The sequence below is a fragment of the Streptomyces sp. NPDC042201 genome, assembly GCF_055582185.1.
Genome location: NZ_JBVJDS010000004.1, coordinates 1 through 20,335, shown reverse-complemented (window position 1 = coordinate 20,335; position 20,335 = coordinate 1). Strand labels below are relative to the sequence as shown.

Annotated in this window: 14 protein-coding genes; 7 read left to right on the top strand and 7 right to left on the bottom strand. The window is 68.9% G+C overall.

The genetic code is table 11. From position 1 onward, the window contains the following. Positions 1 to 61 precede the first annotated feature (61 nt). On the top strand, positions 62 to 748 hold the full coding sequence (locus tag ACZ6MZ_RS11045) for a DUF2848 domain-containing protein (RefSeq protein ID WP_389786176.1): 687 nt from the start codon (positions 62 to 64) through the stop codon (positions 746 to 748). 13 nt (positions 749 to 761) lie between these two features. On the opposite strand, the gene ACZ6MZ_RS11040 is transcribed toward ACZ6MZ_RS11045, so the two are convergent. Then, on the bottom strand, positions 762 to 1,676 hold the full coding sequence (locus ACZ6MZ_RS11040; RefSeq protein WP_469351166.1) for a glutaminase: 915 nt from the start codon (positions 1,674 to 1,676) through the stop codon (positions 762 to 764). Between the two features lie 242 nt (positions 1,677 to 1,918). On the opposite strand from ACZ6MZ_RS11040, the gene ACZ6MZ_RS11035 reads away from it, so the two are divergent. The 4 genes from ACZ6MZ_RS11035 to ACZ6MZ_RS11020 all read left to right on the top strand — a co-directional run bounded on the left by ACZ6MZ_RS11035 (position 1,919) and on the right by ACZ6MZ_RS11020 (position 4,405). Further along, positions 1,919 to 2,734: an SAM-dependent methyltransferase gene (locus tag ACZ6MZ_RS11035; protein ID WP_386878975.1), complete on the top strand. Its 816-nt coding sequence runs from the start codon at positions 1,919 to 1,921 to the stop codon at positions 2,732 to 2,734. A 26-nt stretch (positions 2,735 to 2,760) separates the two neighbouring features. Further along, complete coding sequence (locus ACZ6MZ_RS11030) at positions 2,761 to 3,489, top strand: ribonuclease H family protein (RefSeq protein ID WP_469351164.1); 729 nt, start codon at positions 2,761 to 2,763, stop codon at positions 3,487 to 3,489. Between the two features lie 149 nt (positions 3,490 to 3,638). Beyond that, the gene (locus tag ACZ6MZ_RS11025) at positions 3,639 to 3,809 is read left to right on the top strand and encodes a hydrophobic protein (protein ID WP_384188148.1); all 171 of its coding nucleotides are present in this window, start codon (positions 3,639 to 3,641) and stop codon (positions 3,807 to 3,809) included. 170 nt (positions 3,810 to 3,979) lie between these two features. Beyond that, the gene (locus ACZ6MZ_RS11020) at positions 3,980 to 4,405 is read left to right on the top strand and encodes an SRPBCC family protein (RefSeq protein ID WP_384188146.1); all 426 of its coding nucleotides are present in this window, start codon (positions 3,980 to 3,982) and stop codon (positions 4,403 to 4,405) included. A gap of 258 nt (positions 4,406 to 4,663) precedes the next feature. On the opposite strand, the gene ACZ6MZ_RS11015 is transcribed toward ACZ6MZ_RS11020, so the two are convergent. Then, the gene (locus ACZ6MZ_RS11015; RefSeq protein ID WP_389786162.1) at positions 4,664 to 6,130 is read right to left on the bottom strand and encodes a M20/M25/M40 family metallo-hydrolase; all 1,467 of its coding nucleotides are present in this window, start codon (positions 6,128 to 6,130) and stop codon (positions 4,664 to 4,666) included. 366 nt (positions 6,131 to 6,496) lie between these two features. On the opposite strand from ACZ6MZ_RS11015, the gene ACZ6MZ_RS11010 reads away from it, so the two are divergent. Further along, positions 6,497 to 7,231 (top strand): helix-turn-helix domain-containing protein, encoded by a 735-nt coding sequence (locus ACZ6MZ_RS11010; RefSeq protein ID WP_469351161.1) that lies wholly within the window; start codon positions 6,497 to 6,499, stop codon positions 7,229 to 7,231. 63 nt (positions 7,232 to 7,294) lie between these two features. Here ACZ6MZ_RS11010 and secD read toward each other — a convergent pair whose 3' ends face one another. The 3 genes from secD to ACZ6MZ_RS10995 form a co-directional block, all read right to left on the bottom strand. Next, on the bottom strand, positions 7,295 to 9,643 hold the full coding sequence (gene secD / locus ACZ6MZ_RS11005) for a protein translocase subunit SecD (protein ID WP_469351159.1): 2,349 nt from the start codon (positions 9,641 to 9,643) through the stop codon (positions 7,295 to 7,297). Between the two features lie 533 nt (positions 9,644 to 10,176). Beyond that, positions 10,177 to 10,998, bottom strand: a complete 822-nt coding sequence (locus tag ACZ6MZ_RS11000; protein ID WP_469351158.1) for a rod shape-determining protein — start codon at positions 10,996 to 10,998, stop codon at positions 10,177 to 10,179. A gap of 62 nt (positions 10,999 to 11,060) precedes the next feature. Further along, positions 11,061 to 11,387: a TraR/DksA family transcriptional regulator gene (locus ACZ6MZ_RS10995; RefSeq protein ID WP_469351156.1), complete on the bottom strand. Its 327-nt coding sequence runs from the start codon at positions 11,385 to 11,387 to the stop codon at positions 11,061 to 11,063. A gap of 560 nt (positions 11,388 to 11,947) precedes the next feature. Between ACZ6MZ_RS10995 and ACZ6MZ_RS10990 the strand changes: the two genes are divergently transcribed. Continuing rightward, positions 11,948 to 12,271 (top strand): SH3 domain-containing protein, encoded by a 324-nt coding sequence (locus ACZ6MZ_RS10990; protein ID WP_469351154.1) that lies wholly within the window; start codon positions 11,948 to 11,950, stop codon positions 12,269 to 12,271. 191 nt (positions 12,272 to 12,462) lie between these two features. On the opposite strand, the gene ACZ6MZ_RS10985 is transcribed toward ACZ6MZ_RS10990, so the two are convergent. Next, entirely contained in the window at positions 12,463 to 12,966 is a 504-nt protein-coding gene (locus ACZ6MZ_RS10985; protein ID WP_469351153.1) for an ATP-binding protein, read from the bottom strand. Between the two features lie 605 nt (positions 12,967 to 13,571). After that, positions 13,572 to 20,186, bottom strand: coding sequence for an SDR family NAD(P)-dependent oxidoreductase (locus tag ACZ6MZ_RS10980; protein WP_469351152.1), 6,615 nt, complete (start codon positions 20,184 to 20,186; stop codon positions 13,572 to 13,574). Positions 20,187 to 20,335 lie beyond the last annotated feature (149 nt).

The window sequence follows — 20,335 nt, the reverse complement described above, 5'->3', positions numbered from 1 at the left end:
TATGCGCAAGCCTTCCGCGCAAAGTTAACCTCCCCGATACCCCGACCGATGTGGAGAAACCATGGCGCCGCTGACCTTCGAACTGCCCGATGGCACCCTCCGGCACGTCGATGTCGTCCAGGTGCTCAACGCCGGCTACGCCGGACGCAGCCAGGTCGATGTCGCCGCGCACGTGGCCGAGCTCGCCGAGCTGGGCGTGCCCGCGCCGTCCGTGACCCCCGCGCTCTACCCGGTTTCCCCGTACCTCGCCCAGCACACCGACCAGGTCAGCGTGCAGCACGGCCGTACCTCGGGGGAGGCGGAATGGGCGCTGGTGGTGGACCGCGACGGTGAGCTGCTGCTGACGGCAGCCTGCGACCACACCGACCGTGAGCTGGAGGTGCACGGAGTGGCGTGGAGCAAGAACGCGAGCCCCGATGTGCTCGCCCGCCGCGCCTGGCGCCTGGCCGACGTACAGGGGCGGCTGGACGATCTGACCCTGCGGGCGTGGGTGACCCACGCGGGGCGGGAAACCGCCATCCAGAACGGCACCCTGGCCGAGCTGCTCACCCCCGGCTACTGGGCCGATGTGCTGCGTGAGCGCGGTGACCTGGTGCCCGGTACGGTGCTGATCTCCGGCACCATCCCCATGGCCGAGGGCGTGGACCAGTTCGCCGACCGCTGGCGCGTCGAACTGAGCGACCCGGTCACCGGGGACGCGATCGAACTCGCCTACGACGTGGTCCGCATGCCCGCGCCGATCGGCTGACCCGCGCCGGCGGTCAGAAGACCGACCAGCCGGAGGCGGTGGTGAACGCGTCCAGGGCGGCGACCGCCGCGACGGAGTTCCCGACCTCGTCCAGGCTCGGGCCCCACGCGCACAGTGCGGCACGTTCGGGCAGGATGGCCACGATGCCGCCGCCGACCCCGCTCTTGCCGGGCAGCCCGACCCGGTAGGCGAACTCTCCCGCCGCGTCATAGGCGCCACAGGTGAGCAGGACCGCGTTGATCCTCTTGGCCTCACTGCACGACATCAGCCGGGAGCCGTCGGCGCGCAGCCCGTGCCGGGCCAGAAACCGGCCGGCCAGCGCGAGGTCACGGCAGCTGGCGGCGAGCGAGCAGTGCGCGTAGTAGTGGTCCAGCACGGTCTCGACCGGGTTCTCCAGATTGCCGTGGCTCGCGATGAAGTGGGCCAGCGCGGCGTTGCGGTGACCGTGCCCGGCCTCCGACGCGGCCACAGCCGGGTCCGTGTCCAGGAGCGGGTTGCCGGACTCCTGGCGGAGGAAGTCACGCACGGCTCCGGCGGCGTCTCCGGTCAGACTCTGCAGCCGGTCGGTGACCACGAGCGCGCCCGCGTTGATGAAGGGGTTGCGCGGGATGCCGTGCTCGTTCTCCAGCTGGACCAGCGAGTTGAAGGGGTTGCCGGACGGCTCCCGCCCCACACCGCGCCAGATCGCTTCACCGCCATGAGCGAGTACGAGAGCGAGAGAGAAGAGCTTGGAGACGCTCTGGATCGAGAACGGCTGTTCCCAGTCGCCCACGCCGTACAGATCGCCGTCGACCGTCGCGAGGGCCATTCCGAACGCGTTCGGATCCGCCGTGGCAAGTGCCGGGATGTAGTCGGCGACCCGCCCCAAACCCGCGGTTTCGTGGGCCGCCGCCATCGCGGTGAGCAGGAGTTCCTGGTACTCAGGCATGTACGAGCGGGTCCGGCGTCGGCTTCGTCTGCATGATCCGGATCTTCTCAGAAGAGCCTCGGGCTCCTGTACCCGGCCCGGCGGCCCTGGTTCAAGTAGCGCCGGGATGTGCCCGATCGCCGAGAACTCGCGCGAACCTGCGATCACTGAGTGTCTAGACTCTGGGCCAAGGCTTCAGCTGATACGGGCGCGGTACGGATGCTTCGCGTGAGGCGCGGGCGAGGTACCGGGGAGGACGGAAGATGGCGGCGCAGGGCAGTCCAGCAGACCGGTTCAACACGGGGGAGGCGCACTCGGCGCGCGTCTACGACTACGTGCTGGGCGGTAAGGACAACTACCCCGTGGATCAGGAGGCCGGTGAGGCGATGATCCGCGAGTGGCCGGCTCTGCGGGTCCATATGCGAGCCAACCGGGAGTTCATGCACCGGGCGGCCCGCTATCTCGCACGGGAGGAGGGCATCCGGCAGTTCCTGGACATCGGTACCGGTCTGCCCACCGTGCCCAACGTGCACGAGATCGTGCAGGAGGTCACCCCCGACAGCCGGGTCGTCTACGTCGACAACGACCCGATCGTGCTCGCGCACGCGCGTGCCCTGCTGACCAGCAGTCCCGAAGGCCGCACCGCCTACATCGACGCCGACATGCGCGACCCCGACGCGATCATCGGCTCTCCGCAGTTCCAGGAGATCCTGAACCTGCGGCAGCCGGTCGGGCTCATGATCATCGGGATCCTGCACTTCATCCTTGACACCGACGACGACCACGGCCTCGTACAGCGTCTGCTCGCCCCGCTGCCCGCGGGCAGCTTCCTGGCCATGACCATCGGCACCGCCGACTTCGCCCCGCAAGAGGTCGGCCGCGTCGCCACCGAGTACGCCCGCCGCGGCATGCCCATGCAGCTGCGTACCCAGGCCGAGGCCGAGGCGTTCTTCACCGGCCTGGACCTGGTCGAACCCGGGGTCACCCAGGTCCATCACTGGCGGCCCGACGCCGACCAGGGAGCCATAGACGACCGCGACATCGCCATGTACGGAGCCGTCGCCCGGAAGAACACCTGAGTCGTCCGACGTGCCGCCGCCCTGGCATGATCGGAAGCATGGCTGAACGTGTGATCGCCGCGTGTGACGGGGCGTCGAAAGGAAACCCCGGGCCCGCCGGCTGGGCCTGGGTCATCGCCGACGGTGAGGAGACTCCGGCCCGCTGGGAGTCCGGCCCGCTGGGTACGGCGACGAACAATGTCGCGGAGCTCACCGCCCTGGAACGCCTGTTGACGGCGGCCGCGCCCGGCGTTCCCATGGAAATCCGGATGGACTCGCAGTACGCGATGAAGGCCGTCACGACCTGGCTGCCCGGCTGGAAGCGCAACGGCTGGAAGACGTCCGCGGGCAAGCCCGTCGCCAACCAGGAACTGGTCGTCCGCATCGACGCGCTGCTCGAGGGCCGCTCGGTGGAGTTCCGGTACGTGCCCGCGCACCAGGTCGGCGGAGATCGGCTCAACGACTTCGCCGACCGGGCCGCGAGCCAGGCGGCACTGGTCCAGAAGACCGCGGGCAGCGAGCACGGCTCCCCGGAGCCGCCGGCCGCGCCCGACACCGTACGGTCGGGCGGCGCCCGCCGCGGCTCCTCCGGCGGAGCGACGAAGACAGCCTCGTCGCGACGGCGCACCTCGGCGGGCGCGGCGCGGACCCTCAACGCCAAGTTCCCCGGCCGCTGCCGCTGCGGGCGCTCGTACGCCGCGGGTGAGTCCATCGCCAAGAACGCGGAAGGCTGGGGCCACCCGGCCTGCGCCACCGCCAAGGGCGACGAGGCTTAAGGGCTGTCCCGCAATCCGTGGCGGAACATGAATCCGGCGCTGTTCGGAAGAGCGGGTCCTCATGGCCCGGGAGTAGAATGAGAAACGCCTGGTTTCGCACGCGCGATTGCGCCGCCTCCGGGCAGACATTGACTTGGAGGCTGGTAGTCATGGGTCCTCTGCTTCTCGTTCTCCTGCTCGTCCTGATCATTCTCGGAGTGGGGTTCGTGATTCATGCTCTGTGGTGGATCGCGGTCGTCGTATTCGTGGTGTGGCTGCTCGGATTCCTGATCCGGCCGGCCTCCAGTGGCGGTCGCAGGGGCCGCTGGTACCGCTGGTAGACAGGGCAAGAGGGTGCTCGGACGACATCGTCCGAGCACCCTCTTCTATCGTCCGAGCACCTTCTTCCCGTGCATGTCCCAGGGAAGCGCATCTGTGGATGAACGGCGGTTTTCCGGGTAGCCGCCAGGTCAGCCACAGCATTGCAGCATCCAACGAAGGGACAGCACCCATGGCGTCTTCGCTGCTCGAGACCGTAGACATCAAGGCCCCCGTCGCCGTGAGTTGGGACCTGTGGAGTGACGTGACGCGCTGGCCGAAGTTCCTCAGTCATGTGAAGCACGTCGACCGCATTGACGAGCGCCGCTTCGCCTGGCAATTGTCGCTTCCCGGCGCGGACAAGAGTTTTGTGGCGGAGCTTACCGAGGTGATTCCGGAAGACCGCATCGCGTGGAAGACGACAGAGGGTGTTCACCACGCGGGCGTCGTCACTTTCCATCGTCTCAGTGACACGACGAGCCGTGTCACTCTCCAGATCGAATACGACCCGCACGGATTCGTGGAGCATGTCGGCGCGCTGACCAACCTGGACTCCGCATTGGCCAACTATGACCTGGGGGAATTCCAGAAGCTCGCCGAAACGGCAGCCGCCGGCTGAGTACGGGAATCAGTATGCCGCCCTCCGGCCGACTTCTGCCGGAGGGCGGCACACCTGTTTTCGGTTCCGGTCGCGCCCGGCCTAAGGGCTGTCCCGTAATCCGTGGTGGATCAGCGCACGGCGTCAGATGCGGTGCATCGCAAGGCGGAGGGACGTCCGCATACTGGATGTATTCGGGCGTTCCGACAACGCAGCGAGGTGCCGTAGCTGTCGTCGTGCGCCCGCCACGGATTACGGGACAGCCCTTAGGGCCGTCGGTCAGCGCTGCGGTACGGGGAAGGCCACCGGGCTGCGATGGCCGGCCCGGTTCACCGCGCGGACGCCGAAGAAGACGTTGTCCTTGGACAGGTCCACGGTGTGGCTCGTCGCACCGGCGGCCTTGATCACGTGGGTCCACTCCGGCGCGGTCGTCTCGCGCCACACCACCTCGTGCCCGGCCAGATCGGATTCCGTGCCGGGTTCCCACACCAGTTCGGTGGAGTTGGTCAGCGAGCTGGTGACGATCTTCACCCCACGCGGAGCCGCCGGGGCCTGGGCAAGGGTCCACAAGGCCGCGCCATTGACCCGGGCCACGCGGGCGATGTACGCGAAGTCGCAGAACTCGGGCAGGTCACCGTACTGCTGACCGTCCTCCACCCGTACGTCCTGGTGCTGGTGCGCGAAGTCTTCGGTCGGCTCGGTGAAGCGGGCCGCGGTGTAGCCGCGTTCGAGGAAGGGGATGTGGTCGCCGCCACGCAGATAGCGGTCGCGGCGGTAGATCACGCGGACGTTCATGCCCGTGGCGTCGTTGTTCGCGACGTCGCGGACGAAGCGCGCGAGCTGGCGGGCCGGTGAGTCGTTCTCGCCGCCGACCGAGCGGCGGGTGTCGGCCTGTTGCGGCGTCTCGGAGGTAGGGACGCCTTCGGCGAAGAGGCGCACGGTGTACGGGTCGCGGGTGCCGTCGTCGGCCCTGGGACTGCCGACGATGTCGTTGGTGAACATGCCGTGGACGTCCGAGCCCGCGGCCTTGAACTGCTCCGCCATATGGGTGGACCCGTACAGCCCCTGTTCCTCGCCGGCGACGGCGGCGAAGACGATGGTCGCGGCCGGGCGTCGCCTCGCCATCACGCGCGCCAGCTCCATCGCCACCGCGACCCCGGAGGCGTCGTCGTCGGCGCCCGGCGCGTCGCTGACCGCGTCCATGACGTCGGTGGCACGCGAGTCGTAGTGGCCGGAGACGACATAGACGCGGTCGGGGTCGACCGAACCGCGAAGGGTCGCGACGATGTTGGTGATCCGGGTCGCCACCGGGATCCGCGAGGCGGGCTCCTGTACGTACGACTGGAGTTCGACGGTCATCCGGCCGCCGGAGGCCGCGGCGTAGCGCTTCAGCTCCGCGTATATCCAGTCGCGCGCGGCGCCGATACCGCGGTCGGGGTCGTCCTGGGTGGACAAGGTGTGCCGGGTTCCGAACGCGGCGAGCCGGCGCACGGTCGCCTCGATCCGGTCACGGTCGACCTCTTTGAGCAGTTCCCGCAGTTCCCGGCCGGGGGACTGGGCGGTGGCCGGGCGGTCTGCGGTGTCCCGCCCGGTGGACGCGGCCGCGGGCGCCGCGGAGGCCGCCTGAGCCACCGACGGCACGCCGACCACAGCGGTCGCGACCGTGGCCGACAGTACGGTCCTTCGGGGCATCCCTGTCGGGTCCTGGGGCATGGCGAGTCCCTTCCACGGCTGCGTCAGTGACATGGCGCTCCATGGTCATGGACAGGCCAACAACAGCACAAGGTCGCCAGACCGGCCGGGCCCGCCGTTATTCGACCGGCGCGCGGCCGAAGCGGCGCTCAACGCCTTCCCGCACTACGGTGCCGAGGTGCCGGACAGCAGGTGCACTTCATTCACCTACGCGGCAAGCGCCCAACGCGCCGTTCACTGATCCGCGTGTTTCAGTTGAGGACCGGCCTGCCGGAGTGAACCAAGCCGTCGTCAGCGGAGCCCGCAGCGGACGGGGCGGTCGACGCACTGAACGTCCGGCGCCCATGTCGACAAGTTGCCCAGTGGCCCGGGTGCTGATTTGGTCGTTCAAGACCGCCCAGGCGAAGGGACGTGCTCCTCATGTCGGAAGGTCCGCCACAGAGCTCCGCCACGCCTCACCCGCCACCCACGCCGGGCGACATCGGCCGCCGGGCCGCTGTCCGCCGCGAGCAGCTCGGGCTCACGCGCGCGGAGGTGGCCGAGCGCGCGGGCTCGGCGCCCGGCTACATCCAGTACGTGGAGGAGAAGCCCGCCGTTCCCGGCATCGGGTTCCTGCTGCGTCTGGCCGACGCGCTGCAGACGACGGTCGAGGAACTGACCGGCGGAACGGTCGACCTGCCACCCGGAATCGGCGAGGCCGCCTATCACCCCGAGCTGGTCGCGCTCGACGAGGACGAGTGCCGCGCCCTGCTGGGTACGCACGGCGTGGGCAGGGTGGGCGTGACCACAGCCGAGGGGCCCGCCATCGTGCCGGTCAATTACTTGATCGTCCACGGCGATGTGGCGTTCAGAACGGCCCCCGAAGCGCTCCCGGCCGAAGCGGCGGGCCACGAGGTCGCCTTCGAGGTGGACCATATCGACGAAGCGCTGAGCCAAGGATGGAGCGTGCTGATCGTCGGCGGCGCGCGAAAGGTCACCGACCCCCATTCCGTACGCGCACTGGACGAGATGGCCTACACCGCGCCATGGGCCGGCGGAACCCGCCCCCTGTGGATCGCTATCACGCTCGCCCGTGTCACAGGCCGCCGGATCAACGTCCGGCAAACGCATGTCCCGCCCGGGACCGGGCAGCCCGCACAGCCCGCACGGGACTGACCGCGGCAAGGCGCGTACGGTGCGCGGGCGGGGCCACGTCAGCGGCCCCGCCGTTGCCGGCCACTACACCTGCGCGCCGTTGTCGCGGCCGCGGGTCCGAGCGGTGGAGGCGAGCCGGCGTTTGATCCTCGCCACCGGCCTGGGAGGCGGCCCGCCGCGCCGCGCCTCCAGCGCGATGGAGGCCGGGACAGCCAGGAACACCGATGAGTAGGTGCCCACCACGATGCCGATGAGGAGCGCCAGCGCGAAGTCCCGCAGCGAGTCTCCGCCCAGAATCGCCAGGGCTGTCAGGATGAAGAGGGCGCCCATCCCGGTGTTGACCGTGCGGGGAACGGTCTGCAGCACCGCGGCCGTGGCCACCTGCGGGAACGGCGTACGGCGGGCCTTCGCCCACAGTTCCCTGACCCGGTCGAAGACGACCACCGAGTCATTGACCGAATAACCGATGACGGTCAGCAGCGCGGCCGGGAAGATGCCGTCGACGGGGCGCCCCATCCAGGCGAACGCACCCAGCAGAAGCGTCACATCGTGAGCCAGCGCCGCCACCGACGCCAGGGCGAACGACCGGCGGAACCGCACGGCCAGATAGAGGAACTGGGCCAGCAGCGCGACCGACAGGGCGATCAAGGCGTTGCGCCGCAGCTCGTTCCCGATGCTGGGACCGATGGACTCGTCGCGCACTTTGGTGACCGTGCCACCGTGTTCGGCCAGCACGTCGTGGATCTGTCTCTCCTCGTCGTGGGTGAGCGCGGCGGTGCGTACGGAGATGCCGCCCTCACCCGAGCTGTTGACCTCCGCGTGCGGGAGTCCCGCCCGGGCGAGCGCGTGACGGGCGACGTCCGCCTCGACGGTCCGTGCGGTCGTGTACTCGGTGAGCCGCCCCCCGGTGAACTCCACGCCGAAGTTGAGCCCTCGTACGGCGATTCCCGCCACGGCGAGCACGGTCAGCAGAGCGGAGAGCAGAAGCCATCGCCGGGAGGTACGGAAGAGCGTCGCGCCTCGCCCACTCAGCCATGTACGGACCCAGCCGGGGCCCGAAACGCCGGTGACGCCGGGCCTCTTCGCCACGAACCCGCGTCGCACCGCCACTTCGGCCAGGACCCGGGCGACGACCAGAGCGGAGAACATGGACGCCACCACGCCGATGGCCAGGGTCACACCGAATCCGCGCACCGGACCGGAAGCCAGCAGGAAGAGCAGTCCGGCGGCAAGCAGAGTGGTCACATTGGAGTCCGCGATAGCGCTCCAGGACCGGCGGAAACCCGCTGCCAGCGAGGAACGCAGCGTGCGGTGTCCGCCCGAGGCTTGCTCCTCCCTCGCGCGTTCGAAAACCAGCACGTTGGCGTCCACCGCCATGCCGATCGCGAGAACGAATCCGGCCAGCCCGGGCAGCGTAAGAGTGACGCCCAACGCCACGAGCGTGGCATAAGAGATCACTCCATAGGCCGCCAGCGCCACAGCGGCCAGCGCCCCCAGAAGCCGGTACACGGCCATGATGAACAGGGAAGTGAGCGCGACGCCGATGACCGCGGCCTGCGCGCTCGCACTGATCGCTGCGGCCCCCAGGGTCGGGCCGACCGTACGCTGCTCCACGATGTCAACCGGCACCGGCAGCGCACCGCCCTTGATCAACAGCGCCAGTTCACGGGCCTCCTGGGCGCTGAACATGCCGGTGATCTGCGTCGCCCCGGAACTGATGCCGACTCCGCACCCGATCGACCGCTCCACCTGAGGCGCGGAGATCACCTCGTTGTCGAGCACGATCGCGACCCGCCGGCGGTCGTCCCCCTCCGCATGACAGGCGGCCGACCCGGTCAGCCGCGCCCACTGCTTCTTGCCGTCGCCGCGGAACTCGACCGAGACGGACCACCCCGATCCCTGCTGCGCGTCGAAACGCGCTTCGGCGTCCTTGAGGCTCGATCCCGTCAACACGGCCGCACCCAAACGCAGTTCGCGGCCGCTCTCGTCCGGCAGGATGAGACTGCCGTCCCCGGCGGGTGGTTGTGTGATCCCTGGGCCGTGTGTCCCGCCCGAGCCCTGTGGGGCGGAGGGATCGTCCCCGTTCCCCTCGACCGGATGGAATGTCAACTGCGCTGTGCGGCCCAATACTTCGGCGGCCTCCCGCGGGTTCTGCACATCGGGCAGCTCGACGATGATCCGGTTCTGGCCGGAACGGGTGAGGGTCGGTTCTGCCACCCCGAGCGCGTCGATCCGCCGCCGTAGAACTTCCATGGTGAGGTCGGTGCTTTCGCCGTCCGCCGTGACGGTCGCGGAGTCCTGGGTCCGCAGAACGATCTGCGTACCTCCTTTGAGATCCAGCCCCAGCCGGGGCGGCGTGGTCAGAGCGATGCATATGGATGCGAGCAGTACGGCGGCAGCCAGAACCGCCCGCACCACAGTGGCGCGAGTCATAGGGGGTGCCTCCAGCGGAGCGCGCCGGCGCACCCGCGCACAGGAGACGGGCGGGGAGCCGGCTGGTCAGGGAACAGGACGGGACACGGCCCGCCCCGGAGGTCCCCGGACCCCGGGAAGCGCGTACGGTACGGCGGGCTCTGCCGCCTCCCGCGTGCGTACGGTGCGCGGCACTCCGGCAGGCGCCCACGGCAGGCGAGGGCCGGCGAGAAGGACGCCGTGGGCGGGGTGGCCCACGCCATGCGCGCGCCACCCCGCCGAAAGACCGGCGACCCGGGGCGGGTCGCCGAGGCGCTCGCGGGACTCGGCCGATGTCCGCGTGTCCGCGTCTTCCCGTACCTGCCTCGTCCGTTGGACAAGGCAGCCCAGGCCCTGTCCCTGCTCGGCGGACGGCGCCGTGCGCGAACCGTGAGCGGCCGCCGGTGAACCTGTGAGGACCGCCGACTGCACGGAACACACCGCCGCCACGGTGGCGAAGAGCGCGAGGATGACGACGATCCACCGGGGCACGTCGCCCTCCGCACGCTTCCGCGTCACGTCGTCCAGCTGTGTGTGCGGGGCCACGGGGCGCTGCCCGGATGGCGGAGTACGGACAGCAGGGCCGAGGCGGCTCCCCGCACCACCGCGGTGGACGGCGCGGGGGAGGGACGTACGGGCGTGCGGAGGCGCGTTGCCAGCTGACCCCTGAGGTCGCCTTGCACAGCGCCGCCGCCGACCAGCAGAGGGCCCCGGCGCAGCGCGCCGGTCATGGCACCGTCCTTGTCGCGCCGGAGCATGTCCTCGACCATGCCGGCGGCCGCTTCCACCAGTGTGGAAGGGGAACCGGGCGCCATGGGGCCGAGGTCACGCAGGCCGATTTCCGCCTGCCGCGCGTCCGTCACACTGCCGCACGCGAGGAGGGTGACCTCCAACAGGTCTGCTCCGACATCCACCACCAGCAGGGGACGCTCGTCGTACGCGCCGCCGGCCCTCGCCGCTGTCCCTGCCGCAGCTCGCGCACTGTCGATGACGACGACCGCTGACGGTCGCAGGACCGACAACGCCTCGGTCACTGCGGCACGGTGGTCAGGACCGGCCAGAACTGGCCGGGACAGCACGACCACGGGGCGTGGACAGCTGAGCCGCGTGCCCGACGGGAGGAATTGTCGCAACATGTCCGCACAGGCGACGGGGTCGACGACGCGTCCCCGCCGTACGGGACGGACGACCTCGCCACCGGCCGACACCGAGCTGGGCAGATCGAGAAGCGTCTTCCAACCCGGGGCCCAGATACGGGTCCGGGAACTGCCGAGGTCGATGGCGAGTCCACGGCGGACCTCGGTGCCCTTGGCACCAACTGCCGTACAGATGTTCATGGTTCTTTGACTTCCGCAGAAGGGTCAGGGCAGCCCGGTGCGGCCTTCACCGCGAAGTAGGTTCAGGCCGGGAGTCCCTGGCAGCCGACGCAGAAACGTACGTACGGCCTGATTTCCAGCCGTTCCACGGGGATGTCCCTCTCGCAGCGTTCGCATGTCCCGAAGACTCCGTCCTCCAGGCGCTGAGCGGCCTGGTCGATCTCGTTGAGCAACTCTTGGGCCGAGGCGGTCCGGGTAGCCAGTAGTGTGCTTTCGCTCCACTGGTCGCCCCGCTCGACATCGGCCAACTGTGCTTGAAGGGCCTCGCGTTCCCGCGCCAGCCATTGGTGGGCCTGCTGCACGGAGACTTCGTGGGGAGGGTGTTCGGGGTGCGGGCTGTCCATGATCATGGCAAGGATTTCCTCTGGGTCAGGGATGTCTGAGGTGAAAGGCCCCCGTAGGGGCGGGGTGAAGCACGGTCTGCGTCGGGCTGTATGAGCCAAGGACGACGAGGCGGACCCTCAGCTGAAGCGAGGGCCGCCCGGCGGCGGTGACCCGCCGAATCTCCGATACAGAGGCAGACTCATGGCATCACTATGGGATATCCCGGTCAGGAAAGCCAGTGGGCTGCGAACGCCAGGGCGCGTGCCGGTGTCGTCCTGGCTCGGAAATCATCGCGCGCTGCTCGACGGGTCATGACGATGACGCCCCGACAGGGACGGCCGGGCTGGGGAGATCAGCTTCCCACCCGGCGTGCGCCGGGCGCTGTTCCTGGCGCCAACGCGCCACGCCCACACCTGACACTGACTCGTCCGAGTGAGGAATCCGTCTCCGTCTAGCTTTCGCCTCGGCGGACGTGTCATAAGGATGTAACACCCAAAAAGGGAAAGAGGGAACTGTGTACACACTTCGCATCAAGCGTCGAGTCACCGCAGCGCTCGCCGTATTCATGATCGCTGGTTCCGGGGCCTTGACTGCCACGCCCGCCATCGCGGCCACCACCCCCGACACCGTCGCAGGTACGGTCTCGGCCCCGGCGCCGAGGGCGACCGCGGTGCTTCCCAAGGGCAAGGTCGTCTCGCGGGTCACACTGAACATCCGTCAGCGGCCAACCGCCAACTCCGCAGACCTGGGCGGCATCCAGCCGGGCACGATCATCTCCCTGTCCTGCAAGGTCGCGGGCCAGAACGTGGACGGCAACAACCTCTGGTATCTGCTCGGCGGCGGGAGGGTCGGCTACGTCGCCGCCCGGTACGTCAAGAACCTGTCGCCCGTGCCGTACTGCGTGCGCTGACGATCCCAGGACCGTGAGCAATCGCTGACCGTTGCCGCACGCAGCAACGGCAGCCCGAATAGCGCCGGATCGGTGGTTTGGCCAACCGCCGATTCGGCGCTTCGTTTGTGTATGTCGCAAGCGCGCTCGGCGGAGATCTCGCTCCCCGGGAGATCTCGACGCCGTGGTGACCCGGTCCCGGGCTGGGATGCCTACGGGTTGATTCGTAACGTAGCCAGAACGGTGCAGTTGCCGTTGGTGTCAGTTTCTACACCCCAGTCTTCGGCGAGTTCGGTGACCAGTTCCAGGCCGCGGCCTGATTCCTTGATGTGGTGGACGGGCAGGGGCTGTTGGGGGATGGAGGTGGTACGTCCCTGGTCGCGGACTTCGATGTGCAGGCGGTCGCCGGCTTTGTGCAGATGGCTGCTGATCTGGGCGCTGCCGGAATGCTCGACCGCGTTGGTCATCAGTTCCGATATGACGAGGAGGGTGGTGTAACGCGTGTCCTCGTCGGTGACGTTCTGAGTGCTCAGCCAAAGCTGGGCGAGATGGCGGGAGATGGGGACGGCTCGCTTCAGCGAGGGTACGGAGAACGATATCGGTTGCCCTGCGGTGCAGTGAGCGACCAAGGCCTGGGGGTGTGTCCCTTCTGGCCATTCATCGAGGTCCTGGGCGGTCAGTACCAGTTCGGTGAGCGGGATCGCGATCAGTGACATGTGGCTTCTCTCCTCGGTGGGGGATGGCGGTGTTCGTCATCCGGGGCTGCCGGCACGGGTGTCGTTGTTGTTATCCGTACCGGTGGCGTTGAGGATTGGGCCATAGCCGACCGTGTTGTTGCCGTGAGCCCGTGCCCGTCGCGAGGACCGTGACGGCTGGGCCGGTGCTGAATGTCCGCGTTCTTTTATGAGGGTTCACAATGCCTCCCGTATCCATGCGTTCGCATGGTTCGGGCGAGACGTTGGTTTCGAGATGTGGAGGTGGCTGCTGTGGAGGGCCGGGGTGCCGGTCGTGGGGACCGGTGTGTCTCGCTTCTCCTATTCAAGCAGGTGGGTAATTCAGGGGGAAGGCGTGAAGTGTTTTTGTAGGGAGCGGAATGCGCGAATAGGTTGCGATGTGTGTTCATCGCAAGAATACGGTTGTGGGCTGTGCTGAGCCATTTCCCTTTAGGGGGCCGGTATTCGGCGTCCGAATCATGGCATGGCGACGAAGGTTGTATATCACATCACGAAGCGTGAGAGCGACGACGACCCTTTTCGGGCTTGGATGTAGGGCGACGTGAAGGGCAGACGGTCGGGCCTGTGGTTGGTGGGGGTCTGCAATTTCAATTCTCTGGTGTGGGCGGGGTTTGAGCGGTGTGTTGGGTGAGGTGGGTGGCGAGGGCGGTGAGGGTGGGGTGTTGGTAGATGTAGTTGGTGGGGAGGGTGATGTGGAGGTCGTTTTGGATGTGGTTGCGGAGTTCGAGGGCGAGGAGGGAGTCGAACCCGAGGGTGGTGAGGGGGGTTTGGGGGTCGAGGGCGGTGGTGTTGAGGTGAAGGATGGTGGTGATCTGTTGGTTGAGGTAGTTCTCGAGGTTGGTTTGTTTGCTGGGGTCGGGTCCGGCGGGTGCGGGGCTGGGGGTGGGGACGGCGCTGGTGGGCGCGGGTGAGGGTTCGGGGCTGGGGCGGGGGTTGGGTTCCGGTCGGGGGCTGGGGGCCGGTGTGGGTGCGGGTGTGGAGTCTGCGGCGAGGTGGGTCATGAGGGGGATGGGGGTGGTGGTGCGGGGGAGCCAGGTGTCGGGTGGGCCCGGGATGACGGCGGTGTTGGTGCGGGCGTGGGTGAGGAGGGTGTGGAGTGCGGTGAGCCCCTGGTGGGTGGAGATGGTCTGGTAGCCGTGCTGGGCGTAGTGCGTGGCGGCTCCGGTCTGCCCCCAGGGGCCCCAGTTGACGGCGAGGGTGGGGTGTCCCTGGTGGGTGCGCCAGATGGCGAAGGCGTCGAGCCAGGAGTTGGCCGCGGCGTAGAGGGCTTGTCCGGGGTTGCCGATGAGGGAGGTCATGGAGGAGTAGAGGACGAACCAGTCGAGGGTGTCGTGGCGGGCTGCTCGGTGGAGGTTCCAGGCGCCGTGGGTTTTGGGATTCCAGACGCTGGCGACGTGGTCCTCGTGGATGTTGGTGAGGGTGGCGTCGTGGAGGGTCATGGCGCTGTGGACGATGCCGCGGAGGGGGTGGCCGTGGGCGGTTGCGGTGGTGACGAGACGTTCGGCGGTCTCGGGTTGGGTGATGTCGCCGAGGATCAGGGTGATGCGGGTTCCGGTCTGGCTGAGTTGTTCGATGGTCTGGGTAGTGGCAGGGGTGGGCGGGGTGCGGGCGTTGAGGACGACGTGGCCGGCATTGTGTTGGGCGAGCCAGCGTGCGGTGGCGAGGCCGAGGCCGCTGAGGCCGCCGGTGATGATGTAGGAGCCGTTGGCGCGGATGACGGGTGGGCGGGGTTGACGGGCGGTGGTGCGTCCGTGGTCGGGGAGGGTGAGGATGAGCTTGCCGGTGTGGTGGGCGCCGGCCATGAGGCGGAAGGCTTGGGTGGCTTGGTCGAGGGGGTAGGCGGTGTGGGGGAGGGGCTGGAGGCGGCCTTCGGTGATTTCGGTGAGGGTGTCGCGGAGCAGGGTCGTGTAGGTGTGGGGGTGGTGCTGTTGGAGTTCGATGAGGTTGATGGTGGCGAGGGTGATGTTGTGGAGCAGGGGGGCGAGGCCGAGGGGGGTGTCGGCGTGAGTGTCGCGGACGCCGAGTTCGATGAAGCGGCCGAAGGGGCGGAGGGTTTTGAGTCCGGCGCGGATGGCGGGGCCGGGGAGTGAGTTGAGGACGACGTCGACGCCTTGGCCGTCGGTGGCGCTGAGGGTTTGTTCGGTGAAGTCGAGGGTGCGGGAGTCCATCACGTGGCGGATGCCGAGGTCGCGGAGGTATTGGCGCTTCTTGTCAGAGCCGGCGGTGGCGAGGACCTCGGCGCCGAGGCGGCGGGCGACGGCGATGGCGGCGAGGCCGGTGCCTCCGCTGGCGGAGTGGATGAGGATGCGTTCGCCCGGGCTGAGGCGGGCGATGTGGTGAAGGGCGTACCAGGCGGTGAGGTAGGCGGTGGGCAGTCCTGCGGCGGTGGTGGGGCTGAGTCCCGGCGGGATGGGGGCGACGGTGTGGGCGGGGAGGGTGGTGAAGGAGGCGAAGGCGCCGCCTTCGAGGTGAGCGGCGAGGACAGGGTCGCCGATGTGTAGATGGTCGACGCCGGGGCCGGTCCTGGTGACGACTCCCGCGCACTCGAAGCCGATCGGCCCACAGGCATCCCGGTCCTGGCCCCGAGCCTGATCCAGGTCCAGGTCCAGATTGAGGTCTTGGCTTTGGCTTTGGTTGTGGGGGAGCAGGCCCATGACGGTGAGCACGTCGCGGAAGTTGATGCCGGCGGCTTGGACGCGTACTTCTACTTCGCCGGGTCCTGGTGTCCGTCGTGGGGCGGTGGTGAGTTCCAGACTGGAGAGGTCGCCGGGGCGTGCCGCGTGGAGGCGGAAGCCGTCTTCGGCGAAGTGCACGGTGCGGGAGGTGTCCGAGGGGCGTTCGGAGTCCTGTACGGGACGGTAGTCGAGCCGGGCGACATGCCGTGCGGAGCCGCGCAGAGCGACTTCGTCCTCGCTGCCGCCGGCGAGCAACTCCCCGACCAGATTCACCAGAACCGGATCCTCCTCGGCCGAGCGGGCCTCTCCGGCCAACTCCTCCTCGGCCGGATCCTTCGCGCCCTGCTTGTCCGGGGCGATGTCCACGAGCGTGGCCCGCATGTCCGGGTGTTCGAGCGCGAGTACGCGTACTACCCCGCGTAGGGCGCCTTGCCCGAGGTCGGTTGTTTCGCCTGTCAGTACTGTGCGGGCGTCGCGGGTGACCACGTACAGGCGGGGCGGGTCGGTGTGGCGGGCGTGTGCTTGGGCGATGCCGAGGAGCCGTCGGGTCCGCCGCAGTGCGTTCACGGTGGGATCGTCCGCGGGGCCGGCTTCTGCTGTCGGGTGGTTTGTCGGTGTGGTGGGGGTGGGGGTTTGGCAGAGCATGATGACGGCGTGGGGGAGGTGGGGTTGGGTGGTGAGGTGGGCGTTGAGTGTGGTGGCGATGGACTCGAGTGGGTCGTCGTTGAGGGGGGTGTCTTGTACTTCGGTGTGTGCTCCGGCGGTGTGCAGGGCATCGGCGAGGTGCTCAGCGGCGCCGTCGCCCTCGCCGATGATGAGCCAGTTTCCAGCTGAGGTTGGGCGAGTGGTGGGTGAGCGGGGGGCGGGGTGCCAGTCGATTTCGAGGAGCGATTGGTCGGGTGGGGTGGTGCCTTGCGTGGTGTGTTCGCGGTGCGTGAATTGGGCGCCGTCGAGGGTGAGGACGGGGGCGCCGGTGGGGTCGAGGAGGCGGATGTGTCCGGTGAGGGTATTGGCGGTGGTTTCGGTGATGCGTGCGTGGCAGTAGGTGGCGGTGGAGGGATCGCCAAGGATGCGTACGGAGTTGATTTTGACGGGGAGGATGAGGCTGTGGCTGGTGTTGTTGATGAGACGGGTGGTGATGAGTTGGAGGCAGAGGTCGATGAGGACAGGGTGGACTCTGAGGGCGTGTGAGGGGTTGTGGGCAGAGGGCGGGATGTTCACGGTGGCCCAGAAGCTTTCCAGGTTGCGTGAGGTGTGCAGGTCGGTGATGCCGGTGAAGGCAGGACCGTGCTGGAGTCCTCGGCTGCGCAGGCCGGCGTAGAGGGTGTCGGGGTCGAGAGTGAGGGGGTGTTTGAGGGCGAGGGTGGTGAGGGAGGCAGGGCGGGGCGGGGGTGGGGGCGAGGCGTGGTGGTGGAGTACGGCGGAGGCGTACAGGGTCCATTGGCCGGTGTCGTCGCGTGCGTGGATTTCGCAGGTGGCGCGGTCAGGGGTGGAGAGGATCGCGGTGGTGGTCAGGCCGGTGTGGGGGGTCAGGTGGAGCATCTGGTGGAAGGTGATGTCGGTGACTTCGACGGTGGCCGGCGTGGTGTCGAACATGTCGCAAGCTGCGCTCAGGGCGACGGCGTAGTAGGCGGCGCCGGGCATGACGGGGCTGTTGTGGACCTGATGGTCGGCCAGCCAGGGAAGGGCTGCGGTCCCGGCCTCCGCGTGCCACAGATGGCGCACGGGATCACCCGGCACTTCGGTATGAACACCAGGCAGCCCGCCACCGGCCGGGGTGTCGCCGGGCTGGGTGCCGTCGGCCGGGGTGTCGCCGGGCTGGGTGGTGGTGCTGGCCGTGGCGGGGTGGGCGGTTCCGCTCCAGTGGTGTTGGCGGTCGTAGGTGATGGTGGGCGCGTCGGTGAGGTGTCCGTCCGCGTACAGGGGAGCCCAGTCAATGTGTACGCCGGCGCAGTGGAGAGCGGCGAGTTGGGTGCGCAGGGTGGTGGCTTCGTCTTCTCCGCGGCGCAGGGTGGGCAGGACGAGGTGGGGGCTGGTCCGAGTGGTGTGCGGGGTGAGGGTTTCGGTGAGGGCGCGGGTGATGACGGGGTGGGGGGAGACTTCGACGTAGATCAGGTGGCGGTCGGCGGCGGCCGCGGTGACGGCGGTGGTGAAGCGGACGGGGTTGCGGAGGTTGGCGCACCAGTAGGCGGCGTCGAAAGCGGGCGGGGTGTCGAGGTTTTCGAGGGCGGTGGAGTAGAAGGGGGTGTGGAGGGGCCGGGGGGTGAGGTCGGCGAGGCCGGTGAGGAGTTCGGGTAGAAGGGGGTCTACCTGTGAGCTGTGGGAGGCGACGTCGACGTCGATCGGTGCGGCGAGGATTCCCCGGGCCTGCCAGGCGTCGATGAGCTGGCTGATGTGCGCGGGGTCGCCGGTGATGACGGTGGAGTGGGGTGAGGCGTAGACCGCGATGGTCACGGACGGAGTTGCGGCGATATCGTTTTCCACGGTGGCGGGAGGCAGGGGCACGCTGGCCATGGCGCCATTTCCGGCGATCCGGGTCAGGAGTGCGGAGCGCCGGCAGATGACGCGTACTCCGTCTTTGAGGGAGAGGGCTCCGGCGACGACTGCGGCCGCTGCTTCCCCCATGGAGTGGCCGATGACCGCGGCCGGCTGGATTCCGTGGGCGCGCCAGGTGGCGGCGAGGGCGATCTGGAGGGCGAACAGGGTGGGCTGGACTGTGGCGCAGCCGGTGACCTGTTGGCCGGTACGCACCGTCTGAAGTACGGAGAATCCGCTCTCGGCAGCGATGAGGGCGTCGGTTTCGGCGAGGGAGGCTGCGAAGGCGGGTTCTCGTCGTAGCAGTGTGCACCCCATGCCGGCCCATTGGGAGCCCTGTCCGGAGAAGACCCATACCGGTTTGCGGGACACGGCGGCGCCCACGGCGCCGGAGGTCACGGCGGGATGCGGGTCTCCGGCGGCGAAGGCTCGCAGCGCCTCGACGGCTTCGCCGCGGGTGGCGGCCACTACCCCCAGGCGTCCGCGTCCGGCGCTGCGGCGGAGGGCCAGGGTGTGGGCGACGTCGCGAAGTGGTACGTCCGCGCCGTCGCCTTCGAGCCAGTCGGCCATGCGCTGTGCGGCGGCCGGTAGTACGGCGGGGGATCCGGCGGGGACGAGCAGGACGTCGGGTGCGGCTGTCGTGGCGCGGCGGGGTGCGGGCAGGATGGGACGGCGTTTGGCGGCGGGGGGCTGTTCCAGTACGACGTGGGCGTTGGTGCCGGAGAATCCGAAGGAGGACACCGCGGCCAGTCTCGTGGTGCCCTCTACGGGCCAGGGGGTGAGTTCGGTGGGGACGAAGAGACGGGTGTCCTGTGCGGTGATGGCGGGGTTCCAGCGGGTGAAGTGCAGGTTGGGCGGGATGAGGCCGTGTTGGAGGCACAGGACTGTTTTGATGAGCGCGGTGACGCCGGCGGCGGGTTCGAGGTGGCCGAGGTTGGTTTTCACCGATCCCAGGGCGCAGCGTTGCCGGCCGGTGCCGTAGACCTTTGCCAGGCTCGCGAATTCGACGGGGTCGCCGAGCGGGGTTCCGGTGCCGTGTGCCTCGATCAGTCCGACGTCGCGCGGGTCGACTCCGGCGTTGCCGAGTGCGGCGCGGAGGACGGCTTGCTGGGCGGCGGGGGAGGGTGCGGCCAGGCCGTCGGAGCGGCCGTCCTGGTTGACGGCGGAGCCGCGCAGGACGGCGAGGACGCGGTCGCCGTCGCGCAGGGCGTCGGCCAGGCGTTTGAGGACGACGGCCCCGCAGCCTTCGCCGCGGACGAAGCCGTCGGCGGCGGCGTCGAAGGTGTGGCACCGTCCGGTCGGTGAGAGCATGCCCATCCGCGCGAAGGACAGCGTGATCCTGGGCTGGAGCATGAGGGTGACGCCCGCGGCCAGGGCGAGGTCGCACTCGTTGTTCCGCAGCGACTGGCAGGCCAGGTGGACTGCGACCAGGGAGGACGAGCAGGCGGTGTCGAGCGCCAGGCAGGGGCCTTGGAGTCCCAGCAGGTAGGAGATACGGCCGGCGGCGACGCTGTGCCCGTTGGTGAGGATGGAGCCTTCCAGTTCCTGGGGCTGTCCGGCGAGGCTGTCCATGTAGTCGTTGTAGCTGAGACCGGTGAAGACCCCGGTGGGGGAGCCGGCCAGCCGCTCCGGTGGGATTCCGGCGTGTTCCAGTGCTTCCCAGGCCACTTCCAGCAGCAGGCGGTGCTGGGGGTCGAGTACGTCCGCCTCGCGGCCGGAGATGCCGAAGTAGTCGGCGTCGAAGGTGGATACGTTGTTGAGGTATCCACCGCGGCGGGAGGGCGGGGTCGCCCGGTGCGGGGTGTGTTCGGTGTGCTCCGGTGTCCAGAGTTCTTCTCGTCCCGGGGGTGGTTCTCCGACCGCTTCGCGTCCCTCGGTGAGCAGCTGCCATAGGGCGGCGGGGGAGTCGGTGTCGCCGGGAAGCCGGCAGCCCATACCGATGATGGCGATGCGGGTCGCGGTTTTGCCCGAGGCACGTGTGCGTTTGCCCATGGGGTTCTCCTTGTCCGGTCAACACTCGGGGGCGGGCGGGTTGGTGTTCGTTGGGGGTGGTTTATGTGGGGTGGTTGTTGGTGAGGTGGGTGGCGCTTTTGAGTCCTCCGATTTGGTAGTTGAGGGTGAGGGCGTGGTGGAAGGTGAGG

Bases quoted from the DNA above. Each gene is read 5' to 3' on its own strand.
- ACZ6MZ_RS10980 (WP_469351152.1), bottom strand. From the start codon at position 20,186: ATGGGCAAACGCACACGTGCCTCGGGCAAAACCGCGACCCGCATCGCC.
- ACZ6MZ_RS11035 (WP_386878975.1), top strand. From the start codon at position 1,919: ATGGCGGCGCAGGGCAGTCCAGCAGACCGGTTCAACACGGGGGAGGCG.
- ACZ6MZ_RS10995 (WP_469351156.1), bottom strand. From the start codon at position 11,387: ATGATCATGGACAGCCCGCACCCCGAACACCCTCCCCACGAAGTCTCC.
- ACZ6MZ_RS11020 (WP_384188146.1), top strand. From the start codon at position 3,980: ATGGCGTCTTCGCTGCTCGAGACCGTAGACATCAAGGCCCCCGTCGCC.
- secD (WP_469351159.1), bottom strand. From the start codon at position 9,643: ATGACTCGCGCCACTGTGGTGCGGGCGGTTCTGGCTGCCGCCGTACTG.
- ACZ6MZ_RS11010 (WP_469351161.1), top strand. From the start codon at position 6,497: ATGTCGGAAGGTCCGCCACAGAGCTCCGCCACGCCTCACCCGCCACCC.
- ACZ6MZ_RS11040 (WP_469351166.1), bottom strand. From the start codon at position 1,676: ATGCCTGAGTACCAGGAACTCCTGCTCACCGCGATGGCGGCGGCCCAC.
- ACZ6MZ_RS11045 (WP_389786176.1), top strand. From the start codon at position 62: ATGGCGCCGCTGACCTTCGAACTGCCCGATGGCACCCTCCGGCACGTC.
- ACZ6MZ_RS11030 (WP_469351164.1), top strand. From the start codon at position 2,761: ATGATCGGAAGCATGGCTGAACGTGTGATCGCCGCGTGTGACGGGGCG.
- ACZ6MZ_RS11025 (WP_384188148.1), top strand. From the start codon at position 3,639: ATGGGTCCTCTGCTTCTCGTTCTCCTGCTCGTCCTGATCATTCTCGGA.
- ACZ6MZ_RS11015 (WP_389786162.1), bottom strand. From the start codon at position 6,130: ATGTCACTGACGCAGCCGTGGAAGGGACTCGCCATGCCCCAGGACCCG.
- ACZ6MZ_RS11000 (WP_469351158.1), bottom strand. From the start codon at position 10,998: ATGAACATCTGTACGGCAGTTGGTGCCAAGGGCACCGAGGTCCGCCGT.
- ACZ6MZ_RS10985 (WP_469351153.1), bottom strand. From the start codon at position 12,966: ATGTCACTGATCGCGATCCCGCTCACCGAACTGGTACTGACCGCCCAG.